The sequence below is a fragment of the Streptomyces sp. NPDC047000 genome, assembly GCF_040644295.1.
Classification (GTDB): domain Bacteria; phylum Actinomycetota; class Actinomycetes; order Streptomycetales; family Streptomycetaceae; genus Streptomyces.
Window position 1 is genome coordinate 198,894 of sequence record NZ_JBEYWE010000011.1, and the last position, 17,662, is coordinate 216,555.

Below are 17,662 nucleotides of genomic sequence, written 5' to 3' on the forward strand. Positions count from 1 at the left end.
AGGCGGTCCTTCCGGGACGGGGGGTACGTCCCCTAGGGGACCGGGCGGCCGCCGGGCGGACGGAAACCGCCTCGGAGAAAAGCGTTGGCGTCGGTCTGCCGCGGCGGCTTAGAATCTCCGCTCTTGCCCGCCTCCCCCCGGGAGTGCCGCCGCCCGGACGGAAACCGGTCGGCTGTCCGGCGCACGCGGCGCACCCCGCGTCCGTGCCCGTCCCGCGCGGCCCTCCCGCCGCGCCCGCCGCAGATCCTGGTTCTTCCGGAGGCACACCCTTGTCCGCGCCCGCCCCGATCCCTTCCCCCCTGCCCTCCCCCCTGCCCTCCTCCCCGCCCGTCGCCGGTCCGCTCGACCGTGAGCGTGCCCATCTCGCCTCCTCCCGTGCCGCGCTGCGCGCCATGCGCGAGGACGTGGAGGCGCTCGACATCAGCGACGTCACCGCGAACTGGGTCAACGCCGCGGTCCTCTCCCGCCAGATCGACGAGCGCATCAAGGCGCTGGCCGACCTCAGCGACACCCCGCTGTTCTTCGGCCGGCTCGACTATCTGCACGCCCCGGGCGCGGAGCAGGCGGAGGGCGCGGACGGCGAGCGGTTCTACATCGGGCGGCGCCATGTGCACGACGGGGACGGCGACCCGATGGTGATCGACTGGCGTGCGCCGGTCTCGCAGCCGTTCTACCGGGCGTCGAAGAAGGACCCGCAGGACGTCGCGCTGCGCCGCCGCTTCGGCTACACGGGCGGCGACCTCACGGCGTACGAGGACGAGCACCTGTCCGACCCCGAGGAGTCGGCGAAGACCAGCAAGCTGCTCCAGCAGGAGATCGAGCGGCCGCGTGTCGGCCCGATGCGGGACATCGTGGCGACCATCCAGCCGGAGCAGGACGAGATCGTGCGCAGCGGGCTCGGCGGGACCGTGTGCGTGCAGGGAGGGCCCGGCACCGGGAAGACGGCGGTGGGGCTGCACCGGGTGGCGTATCTGCTGTACGCGCACCGGGAGCGGCTGGCCCGCACCGGCACGCTGGTCATCGGGCCGAACCGGTCGTTCCTGCACTACATCGAGCAGGTGCTGCCCGCGCTGGGCGAGCTGACGGTGCGGCAGGCGACGGTGGACGATCTCGTGGCGCACGTCGAGATCCGCGGCACGGACGGTACGGCGGCCGCGACGGTGAAGGGCGACGCGCGGATGGCGGAGGTGCTGCGGCGGGCGGTCGTCTCGCATGTGACGGTGCCGACGGAGCCGGTCGTGGTGGTACGGGGCTCCCGGCGCTGGCGCGTTGCGGCGTACGAACTGGAGCGCATCGTCCGCGAGTTGCTGGACCGCGGAATCCGCTACGGCGCCGCCCGCGAGGCCCTGCCGCAGCGGATCGCGCACGCGGTGCTGGTGCAGATGGAACGGTCGGGCGAGGCACCGGACGACCGGGTGCAGGACGCGGTCGCCCGCAACGCCGCCGTGAAGGCCGCCGTGAAGCAGATCTGGCCGCCCGTCGACCCGGCCAGGCTGGTGCTGCGGCTGCTGACCGACGCGGAGTTCCTCGCCGCGCACGCCGAGGGGATCCTCACCGAGGACGAGCAGCGGACGGTCCGCTGGCCGAAGCCGGTGCGCTCGGTGAAGTCGGCCAGGTGGTCGGCGGCCGACGCGGTGCTGGTCGACGAGGCGCGGGACCTGGTGGAGCGCACGCACTCCCTCGGCCATGTGGTCCTCGACGAGGCGCAGGACCTCTCGCCCATGCAGTACCGGGCGGTGGGGCGCCGCTGCACCACCGGCTCCGCGACCGTCCTGGGCGATCTGGCGCAGGGCACCACGCCGTGGGCGACCCGCAGCTGGGCGGAGGCCCTGGGCCACCTGGGCAAGACGGACGGCGTGGTGGAGGAGCTGACGGCCGGTTTCCGCGTCCCCACCGACGTCATCACGTACGCCTCACGGCTGCTCCCGCACATCGCGCCCGGTCTGGCCCCGGTCGCCTCCATCCGCGACAACCCGGGCTTCTTCGACGTGCGCCGGGCCGAGGGCACGGCGGCCGTGCTGGCCGCCTGCGGGGAACTCCTGGCGCAGGAGGGCTCGACGGGCCTGATCGCCGCGGACCCGCGGATCCCGGCCCTCGCCGAGGCGCTGACCGCGGCAAACATCCCCTACCTCTCCCCCGGTGAGGAGACCACGCAGGACACCCGTCTCACCCTGATCCCGGCGTCGCTGGCGAAGGGCCTGGAGTACGACTACGTGGTCCTGGACGAGCCGGCGGCGGTCGTGGCGGCGGAGCCCGACGAGCGCACCGGGCTGCGCCGCCTGTACGTGGCCCTGACCCGGGCGGTCTCCGGCCTGATCATCACCCACACGGACCCGCTGCCGCGGCAGCTCGGCGGGTGCGAGGTCTGAGCGGGGTTTCCTCGCCCCCGCCGCCCCTTCCCGTTCCCGGCCCTGGACGGGCCTCGTCCTCAAACGCCGGACGGGCTGAAGTCAGCCCCTCCTGGGGGTACCCCCTATGGGGGAGTTCGAGGAGCGGGGGTACGGGGGCAGCGCCCCCGTGACGGGACGGGAAAGGGCGGCGGGGGCGAACCCCTCCCCGTCCAGCACGGCCCGCCACTCCCCCACCAGCCGAGCCGACACAGCCGTCGCCCAGCCCCCGGGCCGCGCCGCACCGCCGATGTGGAACGCGTCGACGCCCGCGTCGAGCAGCACCGGCAGATGATCGAGCCGCAGCCCGCCGCCCACCAGGATCTGCTGGGCGTACCCCGGTTCACCCGCCCGCGCGGCCTCCGCGAGGAGGACGGGCAGCCCGGTGTCGACGCCGTCCGCCGAGCCCGCCGTGAGGTAGGTGTCCAGCCCGGGCAGCCCGGCGAGCGCCCGCCGCAGCGCGTCCCGGTCGGCGGCCCGGTCGATGGCGCGGTGGAAGGTCCACCGGCAGCCGTCCAGCTCCGCCACGACCCGCTCCACGGCCCGCAGGTCGGGGCCGCCGTCCGCGTCGAGGAAGCCCAGCACGAACTCGTCGGCCCCGGCCGCCCGCAGTTCCCGGGTGACACCGACGAGCAGCCCGGTGTCGCCCGCGGCGAACCCGTCCGCGAGCCGCAGCATCACGCGCAGATCGATGTCCACGGCGGCGCGGATCGCGGCGAACGTGTCCGCCGGCGGGGTGAGCCCGTCGGCGGCCATGTCGGTGACGAGTTCGAGGCGGTCCGCGCCTCCGGCCTGGGCGGCGACGGCGTCCTCGGTGTCGAGGGCGATCACCTCCAGGACTGCACGCTGGTTCATGGGACCCCATTCATCGGGATTCGGCTTCGGGCGGCTACTGGTCTATACATGTCTACTAGAGGTCTAGTCCAATTCAGATTAGCCTGCCCGCGCAAGAGGGCCGCCAGGACTCGCCCGGACACACCGGCCACCACCCCTTCACCACCGCACACCGAACGCCCCGCCCCGCCACCCCGCCGCCCCACACACCTCGCCCCGCGCCCCGCGCCCCGCGCCCCGCGCGACAATGGCCCCATGGCCGATCCCGACGCCCTCCGTGCCCGCTGGTCCCGAGCCCTGGAAGGGGCGGGCGGCGGCCCCGACCCCGCGCCGTACGCCGACGACCTGCTGGCCCGCTGGCAGGAACCGCAGCGCCACTACCACACGCTCACCCACCTGACCGCGGTCCTCGACCACATCGACACCCTGGCCGGGCACGCCGCCGACCCGGACGCCGTACGGCTCGCCGCCTGGTTCCACGACGCGGTGTACCGGCCCGACCGCTCCGAGAACGAGGAGCGCTCGGCCCGCCTAGCCGAACGGGCCCTCGCCGAGGCCGGGGTCCCGGCGGAGCGGACCGCCGAGGTGGCCCGGCTGGTGCGGCTCACCGTCACCCACGATCCCGCCGCCGGCGACCCGGACGGCGAGGTGCTCTGCGACGCCGACCTCGCGGTCCTCGCCGCCCCGCCCTCCGGCTACGCCGCCTACACCGCCGCCGTCCGCCAGGAGTACGCCTTCGTCCCCGACGCCGCCTTCCGCGCCGGGCGCAGCGCGGTCCTGCGGCAACTCCTCGCCCTGCCCCGCCTGTTCCGGACGCCGTACGGGCGGCGGGAGTGGGAGGCGACCGCCCGTCACAACCTGCGGTCCGAACTGGAAATGCTGTCGACCGGGACGGACCCGGCGTCCTAGGGTGCGGCTCATGCGTGCAATGGGCGGGGAGCAGGTGGAAGAGGCGGTCGCGGGGTGCGTGGCGCTGCTGCGTACGGCGGACGCCGGACGGCCGGACTGGGCACGGGTCCGCGCCGGACGGCTGGAGTGGGACTGTCTGCGGACGGCCCTGCACATCGCGGACGATCTCATCGCCTACGCCGGACGGCTGGCGGGCCGCGCACAGCACGCCCACGTGCCCTTCGGCATCACCCTCGACGACGCCACCGGCGACGCCGGTGTCCTGGACGTCATCACGACGACCGGCGCCCTCCTCGCCGCCGCCGTCCGCACCGCCCCGCGCCATGCGCGCGCCTTCCATCCCTTCCCCTTCCGCAGCGCCGACCGGACCGGCTTCGCCGCGATGGGCGTCGCCGAGGTGCTGCTGCACACCCATGACATCGCCGAGGGTCTCGGCCTGCCCTACGAGCCTTCCGCCGAACTCGCCGAGGGCGTACTGGAGTCGCTCTTCCCGCACGTCCGGCCGGGCCCGGCGCCCTGGCCGGTCCTGCTGTGGGCCACCGGGCGCGGCGAACTGCCCGGCCGGGCGGCGGTCACCGGATGGCACTGGCACAACAACCTCGTGCTGCCCGCCGAACGCCTCACCCTCGAAGGCGTACGGCCCCTCGCCGCACGGGACCTGGCCCAGGGCGGCGACGGCGGCTTCGAATGGCTCACCGGCGGCCCGTACCCCGGCACGCGCGACGCCGCCGGGATGCTGGTGAAGGCGTACGAAGCAGGCGTGCACCGGCCCGAGTTCGGCGCCTTCGTCCTCGTACGGCACGAGGACGGGCACGCGATCGGCAGCATGGGCTTCCACTCCGCGCCGGACGAGGAGGGGCGGGTGGAGATCGGCTACGACCTCGTCGAGGGCGCCCGCGGCCGCGGGTACGCCACGGAGGCGCTGCGCGCCCTGGCCCGCTGGGCGCTCGAACGGGACGACGTACGCACGCTGTTCGCGACCGTCGAGCGCGGCAACCGCCCGTCCCAGGCCGTCGTCTCCCGCGCCGGGTTCCGCAAGGCGGGCGAGGACGAGGACCTGTTCGCCTACGAACTGCGGCGCGAGGAAAGCTAGTGCCGCAGCAGGCAATGTTCGCCCCGTCGCGACGCCCGGCACGCTCCCCCAAGCTCTTCGAGCAGGGGGGACCCCCACTCGCCGCACCGGCCGGAAGCCCGAGTACATCCAGTACGAGGACTTCCGGCCGGCACTCCCCCAAGCTCTTCGAGCAGGGGGGACCCCCAGAGAGCACGCACCGGACGCCGCTCCTTCACGGGCAAACATTGCCTGCCGCGGCACTAGTTACGGCGTCCGGTGGCCGTGCTTCGGGCGGCGCAGTCCGGCGGCGTGCAGCAGCCGCACCACCTCGCGGCTGCGGACCTCCACCGCCCCGGCGGCGACCGCGTCGGCGTAACGGTGCGACGGAAGGTCGTAGTGGTCCCGTTCGAAGGCCCGCCGGGGCACGCCCAACGTCTCGGCGAAAGTGTGCAGTTCGTCGTACGAGACGTCGCTGACCAGATGGGACCACAGCCGGCCGTGGCCGGGCCAGCTGGGCGGGTCGATATAGATCACGTCATCCTCGGCCGTCCGTCGCGTACAGCGACCCCAGCGCGGCCACCTTCACACCCGCCTGGTGGCACACCCAGTGCGGATCGGGCCCGAGTTCCGGCTCGACCTCCAGGGCGTGCGGGTCGCCGGTGCCGCAGACCGGGCACAGCGGCCAGCGGCCGTACCGCTCCCGCAGGGCGTCCTGCACGTCCTGCGCGACCAGCCCGGCCACGTACGACGCGCCGTCCGGCCACTGTTCGACCCACCAGCGGCGCTGCGCCACCGAGTCCTCGACCAGGGACACCACGTCCGCCTGGGAGACCCGGCCCGCGACGAGGTCGGCGAGCACCAGGGCGCGGGCGGCGTGCAGGGCCTGTTCCAGACGGGTGACGTCGTTCATGGTGCCATTGTGCGCGGTCTTGACCGGAAGCGGCACGGAAAATACCTTCCAGAGGTGACCCAGGACGTGAAGGAAATTTTCGCGACGCCTCCCGCGCCCGCCGCCCTCGCCGCGAAAGTACGCACCCTGGCCCCCTCCATGACCCGTTCCATGCAGCGCGTCGCCGAGGCCGTGGCCGGCGATCCGGCGGGCTGCGCCGCCCTCACGGTCACCGGTCTGGCCGAGCTCACCGGCACCAGCGAGGCCACCGTCGTCCGCACCGCCCGGCTGCTCGGCTACCCGGGCTACCGCGATCTGCGCCTCGCCCTCGCCGGTCTCGCCGCGCACCAGCAGTCCGGGCGCGCTCCCGCCCTGACGACCGACATCGCGGTGGACGACCCTCTCGCCGACGTCGTCGCCAAGCTCGCCTACGACGAGCAGCAGACCCTCGCCGACACCGCCGCCGGGCTCGACACCGCGCAGCTCGGCGCCGCCGTCACCGCGCTGGCCGCCGCCCGGCGCATCGACGTGTACGGCGTCGGGGCGAGCGGGCTCGTCGCCCAGGACCTCGCCCAGAAGCTGCTGCGGATAGGGCTGCTGGCGCAGGCGCACAGCGATCCGCACCTCGCCGTCACGAACGCCGTGCAGCTGCGCTCGGGCGACGTGGCCGTCGCGATCACCCATTCGGGCTCGACCGGCGACGTCATCGAACCGCTGCGGGCGGCCTTCGAGCGCGGGGCCACGACGGTCGCCGTCACCGGACGGCCCGACGGGCCCGTCGGCCGGTACGCGGACCATGTGCTGACCACGTCCACCGCACGGGAGAGCGAACTGCGCCCGGCCGCCATGTCCTCCCGGACGAGTCAGCTCCTGGTCGTGGACTGCCTGTTCATCGGGGTGACGCAGCGGACGTACGACCGGGCCGGTCCCGCGCTGGCCGCGTCCTACGAGGCGCTGGCCCACCGGCACGGGCACGCCCGCGCCGTGCGGTAGACCGCAGGGCCTGATGTCGTGGGGACCCGCGGACGCGTCGCGGTGCCCCGCGTCCACCCGGCGGGGCCTCGCGCCCACGCGGCGGAGCCGCAGATCGACACGGCCCCGCGCCCCCGAGGGCCGCCGCACCGACCGGTGTCGGCACCTCGTCCGACCTTCATGGCAACGTCACCGGAGAGAGCCGCCCCATGACCTCCACGTCCCACCCTCACGACCTCCGAACCGAGCTGGAGTCGCTCACCACCGAGGCGTTCCGGCCCGAGCTCGCCGAGATCGACACGCTGCCGACCCTGCACATCGCCCGGCTGATGAACGGTGAGGACGCCGGGGTGGCCGCCGCGGTCGCGGCGCGGCTGCCCGAGATCGCCGCCGCCGTCGACGCGATCGCCGAGCGGATGGCGCACGGCGGACGGCTGGTCCACGCCGGTGCCGGGACCGCCGGACGGCTCGGTGTGCTGGACGCCTCGGAGTGCCCGCCCACCTTCAACACCGGCCCCGGGCAGGTCGTCGGGCTGATCGCGGGCGGCCCGGACGCCCTGGTCACCTCGGTGGAGGGGGCGGAGGACTCCCGGGAGCTCGCGGAGAACGACCTCCGTGCCCTCGGGCTCACCGCCGGCGACACGGTGGTCGGCGTGTCCGCCTCCGGCCGTACGCCCTACGCGCTCGGCGCCGTCGGGTACGCCCGCTCGCTGGGCGCGCTGACCGTCGGCCTGGCCTGCAACGCGGGCAGTGCGCTCGGGGCCGCCGCCGAGCACGGCATCGAGGTCGTCGTGGGACCGGAGCTGCTCACCGGTTCGACGCGCCTCAAGGCGGGGACGGCCCAGAAGCTGGTCCTCAACATGCTGTCGACGATCACGATGATCCGGCTCGGCAAGACGTACGGGAACCTGATGGTCGACGTGCGCGCCTCCAACGACAAGCTGCGGGCCCGGTCCCGCCGTATCGTCGCCCTCGCCACGGGCGCGCCGGACGACGAGATCGAACGGGCGCTCGCCGCCACGGACGGCGAGGTGAAGAACGCCGTGCTGTGCGTCCTCGCGGGGGTGGACGGCCCGACGGCCGCCCGCCTTCTGGTGGAGTCCGGCGGTCATCTGCGCGCCGCGCTGGCGGCTGCGGGCGGCTGACCCGCACGCTCGGTGGATGACCGTCGAACCCGCCGTCATCGCCGCCGCGCTGCTGCCCCTGGTCGGGGGCCCCGCGAACGTCGTCTCCGCCGCCCACTGCATGACCCGCCTCCGTCTCGCCCTCACGGATCCGTCCCGGGTGGACGAGGCGGCGGTGCGGGCGCTGCCGGGGGTGCTCGGGACCGTGGCGGGGGGCGACGGGACCCTCCAGATCGTGCTCGGGCCGGGGGCGGTGGCGCGGGTGACCGGGGAGTTCGAGCGGCTGCTGCCGGACGAGGAGCGGACGGCGGGGACACACCCGAACGCGGCGGGGAAGCACCCGGCCGCGGGAGAGCGCCCGGACGCGGTGGGGACGACGGCCGCCGCCGCACTGGCGGCTCGCGGGGCCGAGTGGCGGGCGGACCGGCGACGGCGCAACGCCACCCCGCTCAGGTCCGCCCTGCGCCGCGTGGCGAACGTCTTCGTGCCCCTCATCCCCGCCCTGATCGGCTGCGGGGTGCTCGCCGGCCTCAACGGCCTGCTGCTGAACGCCGGATGGCTGCCGGGCCTCACCCCGGCCCTCGGCGCGATCGCGTCGGCGTTCATGGCGTTGCTCGCGGTGTTCGTCGGGCTGGGCACGGCACGGGAGTTCGGCGGGACGCCCGTGCTGGGCGGCGCGGTCGCGGCGGTGGTGGTCTTCCCCGGGGTGACGAAGGTGACGGCGTTCGGCACGCACCTGTCCCCCGGCCAGGGCGGCGTCCTGGGCGCGCTGGCGGCGGCGCTGCTCGCGACGTACGTCGAGAAGTGGTGCCGGGGCCGGGTCCCGGCGGCGCTGGACGTCCTGGTCACCCCGACCGTCACCGTCCTGGTCGCCGGACTGGCCACGCTCTACGGCCTGATGTACGCGGCCGGGGCCGCCGCCTCCGCCGTGGGCACCACGGCCGACCGGCTGCTGTCCACCACGGGTGTCCTGGCCGGACTGCTGCTCGGCGGCCTCTTCCTCCCCCTGGTGATGCTGGGCCTGCACCAGGCCCTCATCCCGCTCCACGCCACCCTGATCGAGCAGCAGGGCTACACGGTGCTGCTGCCGGTGCTGGCGATGGCGGGCGCGGGCCAGGTCGGCGCGGCGGTCGCGGTGTACGTGCGGCTCCGCCACGACGTCTCGATCCGTACGACCATCCGGTCGGCGCTGCCGGCGGGGCTGCTCGGCATCGGCGAACCCCTGATCTACGGCGTCTCCCTGCCGCTGGGCCGCCCGTTCCTGACCGCCTGCGCGGGCGGCGCGGCGGGCGGCGCCTTCCTCGGCGCGTTCGCGATGGCCGGCGACAGGGTCGGCGCGACGGCGATCGGCCCGTCGGGCTGGGCCCTGTTCCCCCTGCTCGCGGGGAACAGGGGCCTGGCCCTGACGGCGGCGGTCTACGCGGGCGGCCTCCTCACGGCCTACCTGGTCGGCTTCGCGGCGACCTACGCCCTCCCGGCACTGCGCACCCCGCCCGGCTCCGCCCCGCCCGTCCCCGCCACCACCGGTTCCGCCCCGACCAGGCCCACGCCGGCCGACCCCGCCACCACCCCGGCGGCCGCACCCTCCGACGCACCGTCACCACCCCCGTGAGGAACTCCCCGGAACACCCGGGCCGTTCCCCGGCACCGCGGCCTCCGAGTCCCACGCCCCCGGCCCGGACCGGACGGCCGCCACACTGCCGACGGCCCGCCACCGCACCGGCCGGACCCGCCCGGAGTCCCTTTCCGGGCCCGCCCCGGTTCCCGCCGGAGACCACCGGCCCGGACCGCGCTGCCCCTCCCAGAGGTCCCTGGGCCGCCGTCGCCGCCGATTGTCAGTCCCGTGTGTCACGGTGGAACGGTGAATCACGCCCAAGCCACCACCCTGGGCCGTGCGCTCCGTCTTCTCGGGGAGCACGGCGACGCCCTCGCCGCCACCACGGCCGACAGCAAGCTGCACGAGATCAGGACGGACCTGAGGCGCGCCCTGGAGATGCTGGACGAGACCGTCACGACCGCCGTCCCGACCACCCGCTGCGCCGAGCACCCCAACGGTCCCGTGGACGAGGCCGCCCCCGACCTGTGCCTGCTCTGCGAGACGCGGCGCAGGGCCGCCCGCCGCTCGGAGCTGTCCGGCGGCTACCCGGGCCCCCGCCCCGCCGGACACGCCGCGGAGGGCCCGGCGCCGTCACGCTACGGCGTCCGGGGCCACCACCCGCAGCCCCAGCAGCGCTGGCTGCCGGAGCTGTGGAACGGGCAGGAGTGGCAGCTGTGCGGCACCCCGCGCCGCGACCGGCACGAGGCGGAGCTGTATCTGGCCGCCCAGCGGCGCGGCCCCAGACCGGCGATGGCCTACCGGCTGGTGCACGAGTTCACCGACTACGAGGTGCTGCGCGTGTGGGGCACGCCGGTGCAGGTGGACATAGAGCCGATGGGCAACCTGTGAACCCGGCGGGGCCCGCCGGGTTCCGGCGCGTCAGCTGAGGGTCCGCAGCGCGGCGGCGTCGTACGGCTTGAGCTCGTCGTAGCGGCCGGAGAGCACCTTGGCCGCCCACTCCGGGTCCTGGAGCAGCGCACGGCCGACGGCGACGAGGTCGAACTCGTCGCGCTCGAAGCGGTCGAGGAGGTCGTCGATGCCCTTGAGCGGGGCGTCCTCACCGGCGAAGGCGCGGATGAAGTCGCCGTCGAGGCCGACGGAGCCGACCGTGATGGTGGGCTTGCCGGTCAGCTTCCTGGCCCAGCCCGCGAGGTTGAGGTCGGCGCCGTCGAACTCGGGGAGCCAGTAGCGGCGGGTGGAGGCGTGGAACGCGTCGACACCGGCCGCGGCGAGCGGGGTGAGCACGGCCTCCAGCTCCTCGGGGGACTCGGCGAGCCGGGCGTCGTAGTTGTCCGACTTCCACTGCGAGAAGCGGAAGATCACCGGGAAGGACGGCGAGACGGCCGCGCGCACGGCGGCGACGATCTCCGCCGCGAACTTCGTACGGGCCACCGGGTCGCCGCCGTAGGCGTCGGTGCGCCGGTTGGTGCCCGACCACAGGAACTGGTCGACGAGATAGCCGTGGGCGCCGTGCAGCTCGACGCCGTCGAAGCCGATGCGCTCGGCCTCGGCGGCAGCGGCGGCGAAGGCCGCGACGACGTCGTCGATGTCGCCCTGGGTCATCGCCCTGCCGGTGCCGTCGGTGCCGTCGGTGCCGTCGGTGCCGTCGAGGCGGAGGCCGGAGGGGCCGACGGCGGGCGCGTCGGCGAAGGGCGGGCGGCCCGGTTTGCGGACCATGCCGATGTGCCACAGCTGCGGCACGATGGTGCCGCCCGCCGCGTGCACGGCCTCGGCGACCTTCGCCCAGCCCGCCAGCTGCTCCTCGCCGTGGAACCGCGGGACGCGGCTGCTCTCCCCCGCCGAGTCATGGCCGACGTAGGTGCCCTCGGTGACGATCAGTCCGACTCCGGCGGCGGCCCGGCGGGCGTAGTACGACACCACGTCCTCACCGGGGACGCCGCCCGGGGAGAACTGACGGGTCATCGGGGCCATCACGATCCGATTGGGGACGGTGAGGCCGTTGATCCCGATCGGCCGGGACAGGATCCGGGCGGCGCGGGACTCGGAGGTCGTGGTGACGGTCACAGGAGGGGGCTCCTCGGGAGTAGGCGGTCGACCGAACGGTATGTGCATACGCATCAAGTGCCAACTCCACACGACTGCGGCCGCATTCCTCCCACCGGCGACGTCACGCTGTGATCCGGGACACCCGGGGACCGGGCGGGGCAAGCCTCCCGGGGAACGCCCGAGGGCGGCACCCCCCATGTGGCAGGGGGTGCCGCCCTCGTCGTCAGCGGGACGGTCCGATCCGTGAGCCGGATCAGAAGTCCATGTCACCGCCCGGCATACCGCCCGGAGCGGCCGCGGCGGCCTTCTCCGGCTTGTCGGCGATGACGGCCTCGGTGGTGAGGAACAGCGCGGCGATGGAGGCCGCGTTCTGCAGCGCGGAGCGCGTCACCTTCGCCGGGTCGATGATGCCCTCGGCGACCAGGTCGACGTACTCGCCGGTCGCGGCGTTGAGGCCGTGGCCCGGGGTCAGGTTGCGGACCTTCTCCACCACGACGCCGCCCTCGAGGCCGGCGTTGACGGCGATCTGCTTCAGCGGGGCCTCGAGCGCGAGCTTCACGGCCTGGGCGCCGGTCGCCTCGTCACCCTCGAGGTCGAGCTTCTCGAAGACCGAGGAGGCCTGGATGAGCGCCACGCCGCCACCGGCGACGATGCCCTCCTCGACCGCGGCCTTCGCGTTGCGGACGGCGTCCTCGATGCGGTGCTTGCGCTCCTTGAGCTCCACCTCGGTGGCGGCACCGGCCTTGATGACCGCGACACCGCCGGCGAGCTTCGCCAGGCGCTCCTGGAGCTTCTCCCGGTCGTAGTCCGAGTCGCTGTTCTCGATCTCGGCGCGGATCTGGTTGACGCGGCCCTGCACCTGATCGGAGGAGCCGGCACCGTCGACGATGGTGGTCTCGTCCTTGGTGATGACGACCTTGCGGGCCTTGCCGAGCAGGTCGAGGGTCGTGTTCTCGAGCTTGAGACCGACCTCCTCGGAGATGACCTCGCCGCCGGTGAGGATGGCGATGTCGTTCAGCATCGCCTTGCGGCGGTCGCCGAAGCCGGGGGCCTTGACCGCGACGGACTTGAAGGTGCCGCGGATCTTGTTGACGACCAGGGTCGACAGGGCCTCGCCCTCGACGTCCTCGGCGATGATCAGCAGCGGCTTGCCCGACTGCATGACCTTCTCCAGCAGCGGGAGCAGGTCCTTGACCGAGGAGATCTTGGAGTTGGCGATCAGGATGTACGGGTCGTCGAGGACGGCCTCCATACGCTCCATGTCGGTGGCGAAGTACGCCGAGATGTAGCCCTTGTCGAAGCGCATGCCCTCGGTGAGCTCGAGCTCGAGCCCGAAGGTCTGCGACTCCTCGACGGTGATGACGCCTTCCTTGCCGACCTTGTCCATGGCCTCGGCGATCAGCTCGCCGATCTGGGTGTCGGCGGCGGAGATGGAGGCCGTGGAGGCGATCTGCTCCTTGGTCTCGACGTCCTTGGCCTGCTCCAGCAGGGCGGCGGAGACGGCCTCGACGGCCTTCTCGATACCGCGCTTGAGGGCCATCGGGTTGGCGCCGGCGGCTACGTTGCGCAGGCCCTCCTTGACCAGGGCCTGGGCGAGCACGGTCGCCGTGGTCGTACCGTCACCGGCGACGTCGTCCGTCTTCTTGGCGACTTCCTTGACCAGCTCGGCGCCGATCTTCTCGTACGGGTCCTCGAGCTCGATCTCCTTGGCGATGGACACACCGTCGTTGGTGATCGTGGGGGCGCCCCACTTCTTCTCGAGGACGACGTTGCGGCCCTTGGGGCCGAGCGTCACCTTGACGGCGTCCGCGAGCTGGTTCATGCCGCGCTCGAGGCCGCGCCGCGCCTCCTCGTCGAACGCGATGATCTTGGCCATGTGAAGTGGTCCCTCCAGGACTGGGGGTGATTCCTTCGGACCGCGCCCGCGCCCGCGACGGACGGCTCGCCGGCCTGTGGTTCCTTGCCCCACGCGGCCTGCGGGCCTCACCGACCCGGTCCTTCGTTGTCACTCTCACCTTCAGAGTGCTAACGCCAATGATTAGCACTCGGCCCTGCCGAGTGCAAGCGCCTTGGGGGAGGGTCGGTCGCGGCTCAGCCACCGGCGAACGCCCGGCGGGCCGCCCCGGGACGGTCCTCGGACCATCCTCAGACCATCTCCGGTCCGCCCTCGAACCGCCCCGGACCACCCCCGGACAACCCTCGGGCCACCCCCGGACAGCCCTCGACCCGCGCCCCGGACCGCACCGGCCCGTGCCCCCGGCGGCACGAAGGGCCCGCACCCAGGAGGGTGCGGGCCCTTCGCAGAAAAACAGGCGGAAGACGTTCAGGCGGTGAGGCGGACCATATCGGCCTGCGGGCCTTTCTGGCCCTGCGAGATCTCGAACTCGACGCGCTGACCCTCTTCCAGGGTGCGGTAGCCGTCCATCTGGATCGCGCTGTAGTGGACGAAGACGTCCGCACCACCGTCGACCGCGATGAAGCCGTACCCCTTCTCCGCGTTGAACCACTTGACGGTGCCCTGAGCCATGCCTAACTCCCCTATTACTGGCCCTTGCACAGATCCACACCTCGCGGATCCGGGTCAGACCTCACCCCCCATGGATTGGGGGCGTGCGCCGGAACGCGTCGACCGCGGCCGAATGTATCTGCCCAACTGCCCTGTGCAACAGGTCAACTGGACGAGAAATCTGGGCATGACCGGTCGGGAATCTCCCGAGAATTCGCCCGAATTCAGGGCAAGTCGGGCCCCATAAATGGCGCATAAGGCTTAAAAGGCTCGCACACTTTGGCTGTTTCTTGCCGTTCGCCCAGCGGGCCGCGAGGGCCTCCGCTCCGAAGATCAGGAGCGCGTTCCCCAACTCTACCGCGTCTAACCCAACTGAATTGCCTCCTCCGTTTCTCTCACGGAGGAGGCAATCGGGTGAACGGTGCGTGAGCGGCGTTACCGTAGGTAACGCGTACGGCTCGGCGCGGGACGCTCCGGGGGCTCAGCCGCCCGCGACGGCGGGGATGATCGACACGCCCGCCCCGTCCGGCGTCACGGTCTCCAGGCCCTGCTCGAAACGGACGTCGTCGTCGTTGACGTACACGTTCACGAACCGGCGCAGCTTGCCCTGGTCGTCCAGGACGCGGGCGGCGATGCCGGTGTGGTTCTTCTCCAGGTCGGTGATGACCTCGGCGAGGGTCGCGCCCTCGGCCGGCACCTCGGCCCGGCCACCGGTGTAGGTGCGCAGGATGGTGGGGATGCGGACGGTGACGCTCATGCGAGGTTCGCCTCTCGGAAGGAGTCCAGGGTGGGCCGGATGGTGGCGGTCAGGCCGGTCCCGGCCACCGCGTCGAGGGTCTTGAGGCCGTCGCCCGTGTTGAGGACGACCGTGGTGAGCGCGGGGTCGAGGACGCCGTCGTCGATCAGCTTCTTCGTCACGCCCACCGTCACCCCGCCCGCCGTCTCGGCGAAGATCCCCTCGGTACGCGCCAGCAGCCTGATCGCCTCGACGACCTCGGCGTCCGTCACGTCCTCCACGGCACCGCCGGTGCGGCGCGCGATGTCGAGGACGTAGGGGCCGTCGGCCGGGTTGCCGATGGCCAGCGACTTGGCGATGGTGTTCGGCTTCTGCGGCCGTACGACGTCGTGCCCCGCCTTGAACGCGGTGGACACCGGCGAGCAGCCCTCGGCCTGCGCACCGAAGATCTTGTACGGCCGGTCCTCGACCAGACCCAGCTCGATCAGCTCCCGCAGGCCCTTGTCGACCTTGGTGAGCTGCGAGCCGGACGCGATCGGCACCACGATCTGGTCGGGCAGCCGCCAGCCGAGCTGCTCGCAGACCTCGTACGCGAGGGTCTTGGAGCCCTCCGCGTAGTACGGCCGCAGGTTGACGTTGACGAAGCCCCAGCTCTCGCCCGCCGGGTCGCCGATCAGCTCGGAGCAGAAGCGGTTCACGTCGTCGTAGGTGCCCTCGATGCCGACGAGGTCGCCGCCGTAGACCGCGGCCATGACGACCTTGCCCTGCTCCAGGTCGTGCGGGATGAACACGCACGAGCGCAGTCCCGCGCGGGCCGCGGCCGCGCCCACCGCGCCGGCCAGGTTGCCGGTGGAGGAGCAGGAGAGCGTGGTGAAGCCGAAGGCGCGGGCGGCCTCCAGCGCCTGGGCGACGACGCGGTCCTTGAAGGAGTGCGTCGGGTTGCCGGAGTCGTCCTTCACGTACAGCCCGCCGGTCACACCGAGTTCCCGGGCGAGCCGGTCGGCCTTGACGAGTTTCGTCCAGCCGGGGTTGATGTTCGGCTTGTCGGCGACGTCCGCGGGGACGGGCAGCAGCGGCGCGTAACGCCAGATGTTCGCGGGTCCCGCCTCGATCCGCTTACGGAGCTCCTCGGCGTCGTAGGACGAGAAGTCGTAGGCGATCTCCAGCGGGCCGAAACACTCCTCGCAGGCGAAGAGCGGGCCGAGCGGGACGCGGTGACCGCATTCGCGGCAGCTCAGGGCGGCGGCGGGGCCGAGGTCGACGCCGGATTCCGTGGTACCAGCAACTGTCTGCGCAGCCATGTGAGGCGAGGCCCTTTCTCCTCATCTTCCTCACGGCGCACTTCGCCGTGAGACGGATTTGGCACCTTCCCTCGCCGGCAGCCTCGTCATGGATCTTTCCTGGATCCCGAGACCGGTCGTAGGGGGGTTGCCGGGGCTTCACCGGGCCGTGTCCCTCTGCCCCTCTGGATGAGCGCTATGCGGTTGTGAACGCCGGAGACCTCGGACATGCGATGGTCATCCGCGTTGTTCAAGACTGTAACCGACGGCCAGGACAGTTGAGATAGTCGTCCGAACCGCGAGATGGATCACACGGCGACGTGTGACCGTGACGCCGTAACAGTGAGGAGCCGCAGACTGTGCTGGAAGAAACCGAGCGCTGGCTGAACGACCGCTCCTGGTCCGTGACCGATCGCCCGCTCCACCAGATCATGGCGGCGAAGCAGCGCACGGGTCAGTCGGTGTCCGTCGTCCTGCCCGCCCTCAACGAGGAGGAGACGGTCGGCGACATCGTCGCGATCATCCGTCACGACCTGATGCAGCAGGTCCCGCTGGTCGACGAGATCGTCGTCGTCGACTCCGGGTCCACCGACCGCACCTCCCAGGTCGCCGCCGCGGCGGGCGCCCGGGTCGTCCACCGCGACCACATCCTGCCGCGCATCCCCGCCGCGCCCGGCAAGGGCGAGGTGCTGTGGCGGTCGCTCCTGGTGACGAGCGGGGACATCGTCTGTTTCATCGACGCCGACCTGAAGGAGTTCTCCTCCGACTTCGTCTCCGGCATCGTCGGCCCGCTGCTCACCGACCCGGGGGTCGACCTGGTCAAGGCCATGTACGACCGGCCGCTCGGCGGCGCCACCGGGCAGGGCGGCCGGGTCACCGAGCTGATGGCCCGCCCGCTGCTCAACATGCACTGGCCCCAGCTGGCCGGTTTCGTCCAGCCGCTCGGCGGCGAGTACGCGGCCCGGCGCCGCCTGCTGGAGCGGCTGCCGTTCCCGGTGGGCTACGGCGTCGAGCTGGGCATGCTCGTCGACGCGCTGCACCTCGTCGGGCTCGACGCACTCGCCCAGGTCGACGTGGGGGTGCGCAAGCACCGGCACCAGGACGGGCAGGCGCTGGGGCGGATGGCCGCCGCGATCTACCGCACCGCCCAGCTGCGGCTGGCCCGCGGGCATCTGATCCGGCCGTCGCTCACGCAGTTCGAGCGGGGCTCGGACGGGTTCGAGGCGCGGACGTACTCGGTGGACACGGAGGAGCGTCCGCCGATCACGGAGATCGAGGAGTACGCGGAACGGCGCGTCGCCTGACGACGGGGGCGGGGTGCCGCCCGGCGGGGCGGGCGGCGCGCCGCCCTGCCGTGGCGCCCCGCC

16 protein-coding genes and 1 riboswitch are annotated in these 17,662 nt (G+C 73.0%); of the genes, 8 read left to right on the forward strand and 8 right to left on the reverse strand.

Annotated features, from left to right (window positions below):
* Positions 1-392 precede the first annotated feature (392 nt).
* A complete protein-coding gene (locus ABZ862_RS19755) occupies positions 393-2,369 on the forward strand; it encodes a UvrD-helicase domain-containing protein (protein WP_360959840.1) in 1,977 nt (658 codons plus the stop codon).
* An 81-nt stretch (positions 2,370-2,450) separates the two neighbouring features.
* Here the strand turns inward: ABZ862_RS19755 and ABZ862_RS19760 are convergent, their stop codons facing one another.
* Positions 2,451-3,242, reverse strand: a complete 792-nt coding sequence (locus tag ABZ862_RS19760; protein WP_360959727.1) for a copper homeostasis protein CutC — start codon at positions 3,240-3,242, stop codon at positions 2,451-2,453.
* A gap of 234 nt (positions 3,243-3,476) precedes the next feature.
* Between ABZ862_RS19760 and ABZ862_RS19765 the strand changes: the two genes are divergently transcribed.
* Both ABZ862_RS19765 and ABZ862_RS19770 read left to right on the forward strand, forming a co-directional pair.
* Positions 3,477-4,130 (forward strand): hypothetical protein, encoded by a 654-nt coding sequence (locus tag ABZ862_RS19765; protein ID WP_360959729.1) that lies wholly within the window; start codon positions 3,477-3,479, stop codon positions 4,128-4,130.
* A 10-nt stretch (positions 4,131-4,140) separates the two neighbouring features.
* Positions 4,141-5,223 carry a GNAT family N-acetyltransferase gene (locus tag ABZ862_RS19770; protein ID WP_360959731.1) on the forward strand — a complete coding sequence of 361 codons (1,083 nt, stop codon included), beginning with the start codon at positions 4,141-4,143 and terminating at the stop codon, positions 5,221-5,223.
* Positions 5,224-5,448: 225 nt separating this feature from the next.
* Here the strand turns inward: ABZ862_RS19770 and ABZ862_RS19775 are convergent, their stop codons facing one another.
* On the reverse strand, positions 5,449-5,718 hold the full coding sequence (locus ABZ862_RS19775) for a DUF4031 domain-containing protein (protein WP_360959733.1): 270 nt from the start codon (positions 5,716-5,718) through the stop codon (positions 5,449-5,451).
* 1 nt (position 5,719) lies between these two features.
* Positions 5,720-6,094, reverse strand: coding sequence for a hypothetical protein (locus tag ABZ862_RS19780; protein ID WP_360959735.1), 375 nt, complete (start codon positions 6,092-6,094; stop codon positions 5,720-5,722).
* Positions 6,095-6,148: 54 nt separating this feature from the next.
* Between ABZ862_RS19780 and ABZ862_RS19785 the strand changes: the two genes are divergently transcribed.
* The 4 genes from ABZ862_RS19785 to ABZ862_RS19800 all read left to right on the forward strand — a co-directional run bounded on the left by ABZ862_RS19785 (position 6,149) and on the right by ABZ862_RS19800 (position 10,615).
* Positions 6,149-7,066, forward strand: coding sequence for a MurR/RpiR family transcriptional regulator (locus tag ABZ862_RS19785; protein WP_360959736.1), 918 nt, complete (start codon positions 6,149-6,151; stop codon positions 7,064-7,066).
* 188 nt (positions 7,067-7,254) lie between these two features.
* The gene (gene murQ / locus ABZ862_RS19790) at positions 7,255-8,190 is read left to right on the forward strand and encodes an N-acetylmuramic acid 6-phosphate etherase (protein ID WP_360959738.1); all 936 of its coding nucleotides are present in this window, start codon (positions 7,255-7,257) and stop codon (positions 8,188-8,190) included.
* A 16-nt stretch (positions 8,191-8,206) separates the two neighbouring features.
* Entirely contained in the window at positions 8,207-9,781 is a 1,575-nt protein-coding gene (locus ABZ862_RS19795) for a PTS transporter subunit EIIC (RefSeq protein WP_360959740.1), read from the forward strand.
* Positions 9,782-10,030: 249 nt separating this feature from the next.
* A complete protein-coding gene (locus ABZ862_RS19800; protein WP_360959742.1) occupies positions 10,031-10,615 on the forward strand; it encodes a hypothetical protein in 585 nt (194 codons plus the stop codon).
* A gap of 30 nt (positions 10,616-10,645) precedes the next feature.
* Here the strand turns inward: ABZ862_RS19800 and ABZ862_RS19805 are convergent, their stop codons facing one another.
* The 5 genes from ABZ862_RS19805 to thrC form a co-directional block, all read right to left on the reverse strand.
* On the reverse strand, positions 10,646-11,791 hold the full coding sequence (locus tag ABZ862_RS19805; protein ID WP_360959744.1) for an NADH:flavin oxidoreductase: 1,146 nt from the start codon (positions 11,789-11,791) through the stop codon (positions 10,646-10,648).
* A gap of 235 nt (positions 11,792-12,026) precedes the next feature.
* Positions 12,027-13,649 carry a chaperonin GroEL gene (gene groL, locus ABZ862_RS19810; protein ID WP_360959746.1) on the reverse strand — a complete coding sequence of 541 codons (1,623 nt, stop codon included), beginning with the start codon at positions 13,647-13,649 and terminating at the stop codon, positions 12,027-12,029.
* A 447-nt stretch (positions 13,650-14,096) separates the two neighbouring features.
* A complete protein-coding gene (locus tag ABZ862_RS19815; protein WP_219092312.1) occupies positions 14,097-14,300 on the reverse strand; it encodes a cold-shock protein in 204 nt (67 codons plus the stop codon).
* 460 nt (positions 14,301-14,760) lie between these two features.
* A complete protein-coding gene (locus ABZ862_RS19820) occupies positions 14,761-15,036 on the reverse strand; it encodes a MoaD/ThiS family protein (RefSeq protein WP_360959748.1) in 276 nt (91 codons plus the stop codon).
* Entirely contained in the window at positions 15,033-16,316 is a 1,284-nt protein-coding gene (gene thrC / locus ABZ862_RS19825; protein ID WP_360959750.1) for a threonine synthase, read from the reverse strand. Before thrC ends, ABZ862_RS19820 begins: the two co-directional genes overlap by 4 nt.
* An 18-nt stretch (positions 16,317-16,334) precedes the next feature.
* Positions 16,335-16,491, reverse strand: a riboswitch (SAM riboswitch).
* A gap of 163 nt (positions 16,492-16,654) precedes the next feature.
* On the opposite strand from thrC, the gene ABZ862_RS19830 reads away from it, so the two are divergent.
* Positions 16,655-17,599, forward strand: a complete 945-nt coding sequence (locus ABZ862_RS19830; protein WP_360959752.1) for a glucosyl-3-phosphoglycerate synthase — start codon at positions 16,655-16,657, stop codon at positions 17,597-17,599.
* Positions 17,600-17,662 lie beyond the last annotated feature (63 nt).